9 protein-coding genes and 1 tRNA gene are annotated in these 9,635 nt (G+C 56.4%); 4 read left to right on the forward strand and 6 right to left on the reverse strand.

All coding sequences use genetic code 11. The features are described 5' to 3' along the window. Window positions 1-1,938, forward strand: a 1,938-nt coding sequence (dxs, locus tag ACXIUA_RS06705; RefSeq protein WP_457976427.1) for a 1-deoxy-D-xylulose-5-phosphate synthase, incomplete at its 5' end; no start/stop codon positions are given. A gap of 12 nt (window positions 1,939-1,950) precedes the next feature. Here dxs and ACXIUA_RS06710 read toward each other — a convergent pair. Together ACXIUA_RS06710 and ACXIUA_RS06715 are read right to left on the reverse strand one after the other, a co-directional pair. After that, window positions 1,951-3,147 (reverse strand): HRDC domain-containing protein, encoded by a 1,197-nt coding sequence (locus ACXIUA_RS06710; RefSeq protein ID WP_070478958.1) that lies wholly within the window; start codon window positions 3,145-3,147, stop codon window positions 1,951-1,953. 17 nt (window positions 3,148-3,164) lie between these two features. Further along, the gene (locus tag ACXIUA_RS06715; protein ID WP_070362359.1) at window positions 3,165-3,740 is read right to left on the reverse strand and encodes a DUF3000 domain-containing protein; all 576 of its coding nucleotides are present in this window, start codon (window positions 3,738-3,740) and stop codon (window positions 3,165-3,167) included. A gap of 189 nt (window positions 3,741-3,929) precedes the next feature. On the opposite strand from ACXIUA_RS06715, the gene hemQ reads away from it, so the two are divergent. Further along, window positions 3,930-4,631 (forward strand): hydrogen peroxide-dependent heme synthase, encoded by a 702-nt coding sequence (gene hemQ, locus ACXIUA_RS06720; RefSeq protein WP_070362360.1) that lies wholly within the window; start codon window positions 3,930-3,932, stop codon window positions 4,629-4,631. Window positions 4,632-4,686: 55 nt separating this feature from the next. Here the strand turns inward: hemQ and msrB are convergent, their stop codons facing one another. Genes msrB through ACXIUA_RS06735 form a run of 3 tightly spaced genes read right to left on the reverse strand, consistent with a single transcriptional unit; the run spans window position 4,687 to window position 7,140 of the window. After that, window positions 4,687-5,106, reverse strand: a complete 420-nt coding sequence (gene msrB / locus ACXIUA_RS06725; RefSeq protein ID WP_070976779.1) for a peptide-methionine (R)-S-oxide reductase MsrB — start codon at window positions 5,104-5,106, stop codon at window positions 4,687-4,689. Next, window positions 5,045-6,361 carry a glycosyltransferase family 87 protein gene (locus tag ACXIUA_RS06730; protein ID WP_256005068.1) on the reverse strand — a complete coding sequence of 439 codons (1,317 nt, stop codon included), beginning with the start codon at window positions 6,359-6,361 and terminating at the stop codon, window positions 5,045-5,047. Before ACXIUA_RS06730 ends, msrB begins: the two co-directional genes overlap by 62 nt. Window positions 6,362-6,384: 23 nt before the next feature. Beyond that, entirely contained in the window at window positions 6,385-7,140 is a 756-nt protein-coding gene (locus ACXIUA_RS06735; protein ID WP_070479004.1) for a pyrimidine reductase family protein, read from the reverse strand. A gap of 50 nt (window positions 7,141-7,190) precedes the next feature. Between ACXIUA_RS06735 and ACXIUA_RS06740 the strand changes: the two genes are divergently transcribed. Both ACXIUA_RS06740 and ACXIUA_RS06745 read left to right on the forward strand, forming a co-directional pair. Then, window positions 7,191-8,486: a hypothetical protein gene (locus ACXIUA_RS06740; RefSeq protein ID WP_256005067.1), complete on the forward strand. Its 1,296-nt coding sequence runs from the start codon at window positions 7,191-7,193 to the stop codon at window positions 8,484-8,486. Then, window positions 8,476-9,450 carry an asparagine synthase-related protein gene (locus ACXIUA_RS06745; protein WP_070976789.1) on the forward strand — a complete coding sequence of 325 codons (975 nt, stop codon included), beginning with the start codon at window positions 8,476-8,478 and terminating at the stop codon, window positions 9,448-9,450. Before ACXIUA_RS06740 ends, ACXIUA_RS06745 begins: the two co-directional genes overlap by 11 nt. A 108-nt stretch (window positions 9,451-9,558) precedes the next feature. Here ACXIUA_RS06745 and ACXIUA_RS06750 read toward each other — a convergent pair. Next, a tRNA-Gly gene (locus ACXIUA_RS06750) sits at window positions 9,559-9,634 on the reverse strand. Window position 9,635: the final 1 nt, after the last annotated feature.

Consider the following 9,635-nt stretch of genomic DNA (forward strand, 5'->3'; position numbering starts at 1 on the left):
GTGGGACTGATAGGTAAACTCAATTCGCCAGCGGATTTGAAGTCGTTGGCGCCTGGGGAATTATCAGATCTCGCTGATGAAGTACGCCAGTTTTTAATTGAGAAGGTGTCAGCAACGGGAGGTCACCTGGGGCCGAACCTCGGCGTTGTCGAGTTGACAATTGCACTGCATTACGTATTCGACTCGCCAACGGAACCGGTCGTTTTTGATACCTCTCACCAGTCGTACGTGCATAAAATTCTGACCGGGCGTGCTGGTCAGTTTGATTCCTTGCGTCAGAAAGACGGTCTTTCTGGCTATACCTCGCGCTCGGAGTCGGAACATGATTGGACTGAGTCATCGCACGCGAGTGCTTCGCTTTCAATTGCAGATGGCTTAGCGAAAGCCAAGTACATTCAGGGCAAGGGCGACGAAAATGTTGTCGCCGTCGTCGGTGACGGTGCACTGACAGGTGGGATGTGCTGGGAAGCGCTGAACAACATTGCAGCCGCAGAACGCAACGTAGTCATAGTCGTAAATGACAATGGTCGCTCGTATTCGCCAACTATTGGTGGTTTTGCGAACAACCTGACTCGCCTTCGTGATCAGCTCGCAGCTTTGCGCATGAAACCCGGCTACGACGACGTAATGGAATCCGGTAAGAAGACCCTCAAGTCGATGGGTTGGGTCGGAGAACGGACGTTTGAAGCGCTTCATGCGCTGAAAGAAGGAGTGAAGGCCCAGGTTATCCCAACAGAGATGTTCCCGGAGCTGGGGATGAAGTACGTTGGGCCAGTAGAAGGTCACGACCTCACGGCGTTGCTAAGCGCTTTCGAGTACGCGAAGACCTACGAGGGGCCCTTGATTGTGCACGTTGTGACTGAGAAAGGCCACGGCTTCGCCCCCGCAGTTAACAACATCGCCGACCAAATGCACTCCACTGGTGCGATTGACCCTGTTACAGGAGAAACTCTGAAGAAGTCCAAGCCAGGGTGGACATCAATTTTCACCGAGGAACTTCTCGACGCCGCTAGGACTCGACGTGACATTGTCGCAATCACGGCCGCTATGGCTGGGCCGACAGGCCTTGCACCGTTCGCAGAGGAATTCCCTGATAGATTTTTTGATGTCGGTATTGCGGAGCAGCATGCGATTGCCTCTGCCAGCGGGCTTGCTCTCGGGGGACTGCACCCCGTTGTCGCGGTCTACTCCACATTTTTGAACCGAGCTTTCGATCAGCTCCTGATGGACGCAGCACTTATCAAGCAGCCGTTGACTGTAGTGCTCGATAGAGCGGGCGTCACTGGTACGGACGGCGCAAGCCACAACGGCGTGTGGGATATGGCGCTGACGTCAATCGTCCCAAATATTCGTGTCGCGGCGCCTCGGGATCCGCAGCAGCTAAGGGAACTGTTTAGGGAAGCTCTGACTGTTAAGGACGGGCCAACTGTCGTCCGCTTCCCTAAGGGGAACGTCGGCGAGAACCGAGCAGCTATTAAGCGGCTTCCAGGAGGCGTCGATATTCTTCGAGAGCCATCATCGACTGCGCAGAATGATGAAAGTGACCAGACAGTTGATGTGTTGATTGTTGCAGTGGGAGTTTTTGCGGATTCGGCACTACGGGTCGCTGAACGATTGGAATCGGACAATGTTCGAGTTACCCTGGTAGATCCTCGTTGGGTTGTGCCTGTTTCCCCTGATATTCTCGAGCTTGCGGTTGGGTCCGACCTTGTCGTGGTGTATGAAGACGGGATCGTGCATGGAGGCGTTGGTTCAGCAATTGCAGAAGCGTTGTCCTACGCTGAAATCGACACACCGCTGCGGCATATTGCATTTCCTCAGGTGTTCCCAGAGCACGCTTCCCGGGAACAGATCTTTGAAGAATTCGGTATGGACGAGTCAGCTGCGACGAAAAAGATTCGCGAGTGGGTACGCGGCCTTGAGGACCGCGATCAATAAGGCACTCGCTGCCTAGCGGCGAGGTTCCGGCTGTTCCGCCACGAAAATAGGTGCTAGGAAGTCTATTTGCCATTCGCGCAGTCCCATCTGCTTGAGCAGGGGACGGGTGTATTCCATTGGCCAATCTAGACGTTCGTGGAAGGCGGTCCATATGGTCCGTTCGAGGACCTTGTTCGTCAAAATCAGCTCTTTGCGGATCTTAAGAGTCTCGGCGATTTCGGCGACCCGATTGTTTATGTTTTGTCGCGTACGTAGCGCCACTTTGTTGTGCCTTGTCCACTCCCAAATGCTTTTCCTAGTAGGTAAGCGAAGTTGTTCCCTCAGTGCGGTTTCAAATGGGGATAACAGCGCATCATGGATTGTCTCGAGCCAGAAGTATGGATAGGTGGTGAGCGCATGGGTTGCACCGTCAAACGCCAGCAATTCGTCAACGGTCGTTGGGCGGGACTGAGCCAGTGGTACCAGCATCTTGTTCGGAAGTACTAATCCCGGAGCTATGTCTTGGTCGTAGGCAAAACAATCGCGAGCATCCCAAAGCCACTTCGTCAAAGTGAGCTCGAGATCCGACAATTTGTCCGAAACCTGGGGTATATCGAGCCAAGAATGTTTCTTTACCCCCGGGTTTGAACGCGTAGCTACCAAATGAGCAAATTCTTGATTCGCGTATTCAAGTTTGCCTTGCATATCGAGGAGGTGTACTAAGGCCTGTTCAAGGTGGGGCAGGTAAATAACGTCCTGCGCTGCGTACTCGAGCATTGAGTCGGTCAGTGGTGTCTGTGACCAATCGGCATCGCCGTGCTGCTTGGGAAGTGAGACTTGGCAAAACTCCTTTACCAACACGCCAAGTTTGGTTGCTGGGTAGCCTGCAAATCGTGCTGCAAGTTCGGTATCGAAAATAGTGGACGGGCGTAATCCTAATTGCGCGAGACACGGTAGATCCTCTCTCGCCGCGTGTATTACCCACTCCTGATCATTGCAGACTGGTGCAAAGTACTGTTCGAACTCGTCTCGATAGTGCTCAGGGGCAATGAGGAACGTTCCCGCGTCTTTGCGGTAGATCTGTACGAGGAATGCTCGGTCATCGTAGCGGTACGCGCCGGCTCGTTCGGTATCGATACAAAAAGGACCAAGTCCTTCGGCTAATCGATCAGCTACCTCGGCAAACTGCGATGGATGATCGACAAAGGTGTAGGACAAATTCACTTCCATGCGTACACATACTAATGCTACGAAATGGTTCGCACACCTTCGGGTGGCAGACCCGCCACTAAACTGAGGACATTTGCAAACGCTTCCACATGTGATGACAGATCAATTCCTTCAGCTGTCCAAGATGCGCGCATCTCCAATTGGTACGCCCGCGGAGGGCCGCCAATCTCCCCGTAGCGGACGGAAGCTGTGGAGGTTACCGTACCTCCAAGGTTGGTAAACCCGGCCCCATTGCCATCGAGCGACTCGTTAAGCCACTGCCATGCCACATCGGGGAGAAGTGGATCCGCCGCGACAGCATCGTCCATATCTGCCTGGATATAGGCGACTAGTCGCATTGAACCCTCCCAGGCCTCTTCGGCGTCGGGGGAATGAAGCAGGATGAGGCGACCGAACGCGTCACCTTGGTCTGGCTTGGTCTGGATAACCTCAAGCCCAACGGCGTGGCTAAACGGTGCAGGCCGCTGAGGAGGCCGAATGGTACCGATGGAGATTTCTGGGCGCACTTGAGCCTTATGCATCGATTCGACCGCTGCGGTGAACTCCGCAGGAGTCGACGCGCTCTCGCTTGGGGAGGTGGTATCCGAGTTCATCACGCCAACCAAGCTAATGAGGATGCGGCTTTGAGGGGGCGAGGCGCGCCGTATATTGGTTGGCAAGATTCAGCGTTTGCAGCGAAGTGTACACTGAACTAGTACTTTCGTTTGATGTATGTTTTTATAGCGACGGTTGGTCGCCTTGGCATCCAACGTGTTTCCGTGAATCTCAGAAGGAGAGTTTAAATGGCGAAGCTTGACTACGAAAAGCTGAACGCAACCCAGCGCTACCTGCAGTACGCGGTATTTCGTGCGATCCCAGGTGCACTTGGTACCGAGCGCGACGAAGTTATCGCAGAAGCGGAAAAGTTCTTTGAGCAGCTCAAAGAGGAAGGGAAAGTTGTCGTACGTGGTATCTATGACAACACTGGTATTCGGGCTGACGCGGACTTCATGATCTGGTGGCATGCGGAGGAATTCGAGTACATCCAGGATGCACTCGCGCGATTCCGCCGTGACACCGCGTTCGGTCAGCTGTTGGAGGTTTCGTGGCTCGGTAATGGAATTCACCGCCCTGCGGAGTTCAACAAGTCGCATCTTCCGAGCTTCATCATGGGGGAGGATCCGAAGGACTGGATTACGGTGTACCCATTCGTTCGTTCATACGACTGGTACGTAATGGAGCCTGAGAAGCGTCGCAAGATCCTAATGGAGCATGGCATGGCAGCACGCGACTATGCAGACGTTCGTGCCAACACCGTCGAGGCCTTTGTCCTTGGCGACTATGAGTGGATGCTTTCGTTCGAGGCGGACACGCTGGAGCGTATTGAGTCACTTATGAAGACGATGCGCTACACAGAAGCGCGCCTTCACGTCCGAGAAGAAATCCCGTTCCAGACCGGTCGCCGCGTCGCAAGCATTGCTGACGTCATAAAGGTTCTGCCGTAGCTGGCATTGCGAAATCAAAAACTCCCTCAGCGCATCTCGGCGCTGGGGGAGTTCTTTAATCGTCCTTTCTTGGGGCATCAAACTTCAGAGAAATTGAATTGATGCAGTATCTCTGATCGGTTGGTGTGTTGAAACCCTCACCCTCGAATACATGCCCCAGGTGGGAATGGCATTGAGCGCAAAGCACCTCAGTTCTTACCATTCCGAGAGAGTAATCGGCTCGCTTGATGACGGCGGCTTCGCTATCAGGAGCGTAGAACGCTGGCCACCCGCAGTGGGCGTCGAACTTCGTTGTAGAGCGGAACAACTCTGCGCCGCATGCACGGCACACGTAGATGCCTTCTTCGAAATGGTCGGTGTACTCACCAACTCCAGGTGCTTCGGTGCCGGCTTGCCGAAGTACACGGAATTCCTCAGGGGCGAGGTGAGCTTTCCACTCTGCTTCCGTCATCTGCTGAAAACGATTCTCTGTCATGAGGGTCTCTTTCGCCTTTCTTTGTTGTGAACACTGTTGTGAGTACCCAGGTGGCCGTCGATACGATGAACACAGCCCAACCCAATGTGGGGAGGAATGTAGTAATCCAGTTCCCGATGAGAGGGTTTCGAAGTGTCGTCCATTGTAACGGTGCAAGGCAGAAAAATAGTCCGATCCAGGGGCCGCTGGTGTGCATTGGGCTTCGTGCTGAAAGTACAGTGAAAGCCGCCGGGAAGAGCATCATCGAGTAGTAAGCCTGGCCGAGGGACGAGAGCAAACATACACCCGCGAGTAACACCGTGGAGCTAAACGTGAGCCATAGGAGCTCGTCTGACCAGCGCCAGCGGGCAAGCCCTAGGACCGCTATAGCGACAGTGATGCCGAAAAAGACGAATAGTGCGTCGTAGAACTGCGCTGGAAGTCCAAAGTAAGTCGTGAAGCCGGCAAGCGATGAATTGGCATAGTCGCGGGTGATCTTTAGGTAGGGGACGACGACATCGATGTAATCGCGGGCGCCCGGTGTCATTGGCCATGCGACAACGTTGAAGAGCACGGGAACTAGGACACTCGGTACGACGCAACGCCAGCGGAGTTGCATGAGTGGCAACACCACCAAGGGGGCAAACATCGGCTTGACCAGTATGGCGAGGCCTAGGCAGACGCCGGCTAACACAAAGCGCCTGTGAGTATAGCTATAGAGGAATACGGTAAAGAGGAGCAGCAATACACCATTGATGTTCGAAAAGACGAGTGTGTTCACAACTGACTCGGTGCAGAAACTGAGCACGATGCTGATAGGTAGCATCGGGTGGCTCAGCGGTTTTCTACTGAGCTTCGTGAGGATTCCAAGTGCCGCAAGAATGGCGGCGGTGTTTACTAAAACAAAGAGTGGACGGATCAGCGAGGCGTCGTCAAACAGGCCCAAAGGTGAGAGCAGTAGCGTAGCTCCAGGATTGTAAAGATAGTGCGGATCGACGTGGTGATACACCTCGTTGTAGACGGGGACGCGCTCGACGAAGCGACGGGTGGCAGCCCACACGGTGGTGAAGTCGTCGGTCTGGGAGCCGTGCCTTGCAAGAACGGCAACGCGGTGGATGATGAGCAGAAGTGCCAGTGGCCAGGCAGCTGCGTTAGCGGCGGTTTGTAGCGTGCGCGTTGCCGCTGTGGTGTGCGAGCCATTCTGTGGGGCAGGAGCGGTCCAGATGTTGTTCAGGCGCTGCGCCCAGGCGGGGGGAGTGTCTTGTGCGTTTGTCACTTGCATAACAGTACCGAATGCAGTTACCCCTCGTGGGAAGCAGCAGTGCCCCACAGACGGTAGCGCACGAACATCGTCGAGTCCTCGCTCACCCGCACGTCTTCGAGCTCGAGCGGGGTGGCATAGTCTCCACCTCCGCCGAAGAGGGGCTTTTCTACCTTGCCTTGCAACGTAGGGTCGATGGTCAGGTGCAAAATGTCACCGAGCCCAGCAGTCAGGAGCATGTCGTAGAGTCCAGGTCCGCCCTCGCAAACGATGCGGTTAAAGCCCTGGGCGTGCAGGGCATCGATAATTGAGCGTGCAGTGCCATCGCCAGTGGACAGAATGCGGCCGCCCGCGTGCAGGAGTGCTTCTCGACGCTCGGCGAGCTCCGGATCGTCGACGTGGTGCTCCGGAGCGAGGAAAAGCGGAGGCACCTCCGTGTCGTAAAACAACTGTGTGTCCACGTCAAACTCGAAGCTTTCGGTGATGATCGCAAGCGGTGGGACCTCCGCCTGCCCGCGGGACCGACGTTCGGCCTTGTCCTCGTCGGTGCACTTGACTCCGAAGTAGTTTTCCGCCCGCGCGGTGCCTCCACCGACTAAGACAGCGTCGGACCACACACGCAGCAGGTTGAGCAGCGCGGCATCGATGGCGTTGCCAAGGGAGCGGGAGGTGCCATCGAGAGATGCCGCGCCGGAAAGTGTCATGACCGCAAGCAGACGCAGTTCCGGGACTGAAGCGGGCAGCACAGTGCCCAGCAATTCAGCTGGTTCGAAAGTGCGGCTCGCGTCTATCATGGCGTCAAGCGTACACATCTGACTGCCAGGATTTTAAAAGGAGACAGCACGTGCTCGATCGTTTTCCGCTCGTGGAAGAGGCGCAGCGGGTATGGATAGGTGGCGAACACCCTGACCGGCTCTTCGCAGCGCTCTTTGACTCAGACGTGGCAGATGCCGACTGGAAACAGCAGGTCTGCGTACTTGCAGACGCGGTGTTTGGTGAGACCGTCTACCGTGAAATCGATGCGTTTGAAGCGATGTTCAACGCCGTGACCGACGCAACGTGGAAGGCACGTGAGCGCTGCCTCGGTGAGCACAACGAGGAATGGCTTCGGCTGTTGCCGGAATGGGCAAGGCAGTCTCGCACTGCAGAGTTCGCGCTCATCCTTATCGAGCTGCAACTCCATCGCTTCAACTTCGACCACGATGGCATCCGGCGCGTACTCGATATGGCGAACGATGCGCCCCTGCGCTTCCACAACCTGTCGGTGACCGTCAACCTCAACCAGGTTTTTCTCACCTTCGCCAGGCTGCTCTCGGGTCGTAGGATTGACCCGCAGCACGTCTTCGACGCCGTGGGAGCCCCACCCAGCGACGGGAACGAGCATGCCGTTTCTCAGCTGGAACAAGTGCCACTGAAGCTCAAACATCTCATGCTCCACGGGTTGTGGCTCTACCCAGACACCGAGTATGGGGAGCAAATACTCGCCTTCTCTGAGGCAATCTTGCGCTATCACTCGCCAAACGACTACATCGCGCACTACCGGCGTGCCGAGGGATACCGCCGCATGGCAGCCATCGAAGCAGCACCACGCTCCGACGTGTTCTCGGGACACACGGTTCGTTCCCGGGACGACTTTTACGCCGAGGCACTTCACTCTGTGCAGATGGCCATTAAGAACCTACCCGCGGATGCCACAGCGCTGCACGGGGAGTTCGTCTCCTACCGGATGATGATTGCCACCGAACGGCAGGTACAAAACTCCATTCAAGGACGTGTAGATGCAGAGCTTGCGCACGTCGGCGCCGAAGTAGAGCGGATGTCGGAGAGGATTGAAGCAGAGTCACGCAACAGTCTCTTACGGAGCATAGAGATTCTGTCTGTCTTCCTCGCTGTCATTGGGGTGCTGTCTTTCAACATCTCGCTCGCAGGGCTAGAACAGATTGGCACCTTTGAACGCTTCGGCCTGATCCTTACCGCCGGGGTCATCCTGGGCGCATTCTCCTGGATGGTGCACGTGGCGGTCTACCGCCATACGCACGCCGAACCGGTGGTGATGAAAACGCGACGGAAACAAATACGAGAGCTGCAGCAGCGAATTGCAGCGCTTGAGGAAAGGACGAAAATTGGCTGTGACGGATAAAGGCTGCGAATACGTCGCCGACGAGCGCAGCATCGAGCCAGGTACATACGAGATCACCGAATATGCGCCAGCTAAACACGCTGTCGTCGACTACCTGCGTGCACGCCTCACAGCGGTGCTCGGGCGCTGGCCGGGGCGCCCCACTCTCATGCTCTCCGGCGGCGTCGACTCGATCCTCATCGCCGCGGTGCTCGCCCAACTGCGTACCGACGTCCTCGCGGTGACGTTCAGTCAAGACTCCTCGCAACAGGCAGCGGAGGAGACCAAGGTGGCGAGTGAGGTGGCCCGCGCACTCGGCTTCGAGCATCACGTCGTCGCCCCACGCGGGGAAGCGCTGGAGACGCTGCTCAAGGAAACCATCGAGCGCCTCGACACCGTGGAACCTTGGGAAGTGCTCTCTGGGGCCATTTTGGTAGCCATCGACACGTACAGGCAGGAGTATCATGCCGACGGCGCACTCATCACAGGGGCAGGTGCGGACGCACTGTTTCTCGGCGGAAAAACCATCGATACAGCAGCCAACAATTACCTCCAACTGTGGGATGACCAGGTACGCCGAGGGATCAAGGCAAACTTCACCAGGCAACGTTTCATCCCGGACTTCTACGAGCGCCTCATCGCAGACCCCGAGCGCCACATTCAGGTTTGGCAGACACACGAGGCAGTCGATCTCGCACTGCGCATCCACCCACGAGTCATCCGTGGGGCCGACATCGCACAAGACAAGGCGCTCTTCCGTCGCATCGCTGCAGACATGGGAATCAGTCCGGAACTCGTGCAGACCACGAAAAACCCGATGCAAGTCTCATCAGGAGGCGTAGACGCCATTGTCACGCTCGTACGGGAACAGCTGACGCGCCGGGCGGGGGAGAAGACGTACTCCGACCCGATGAGGGAACCGTTGGAGTTTACGGTGGCTCGCATGTTCCTCGAACAGCTGAAAACCCAGGCGCGCGGTGAGTAGGAGGCCCCCGTCCCTAGATATATGTGGGCCAAGGCACACTGAAACCGCGGCGTCCAACCGATATGAGAAAACTCACGCCCTCGGGAATCCCGAGGGCGTGAGCCTATGTGGAGCGGATGACGAGACTCGAACTCGCGACCCTCACCTTGGCAAGGTGATGCGCTACCAACTGCGCTACATCCGCA

The organism is Corynebacterium sp. UMB8791 (assembly GCF_054166365.1).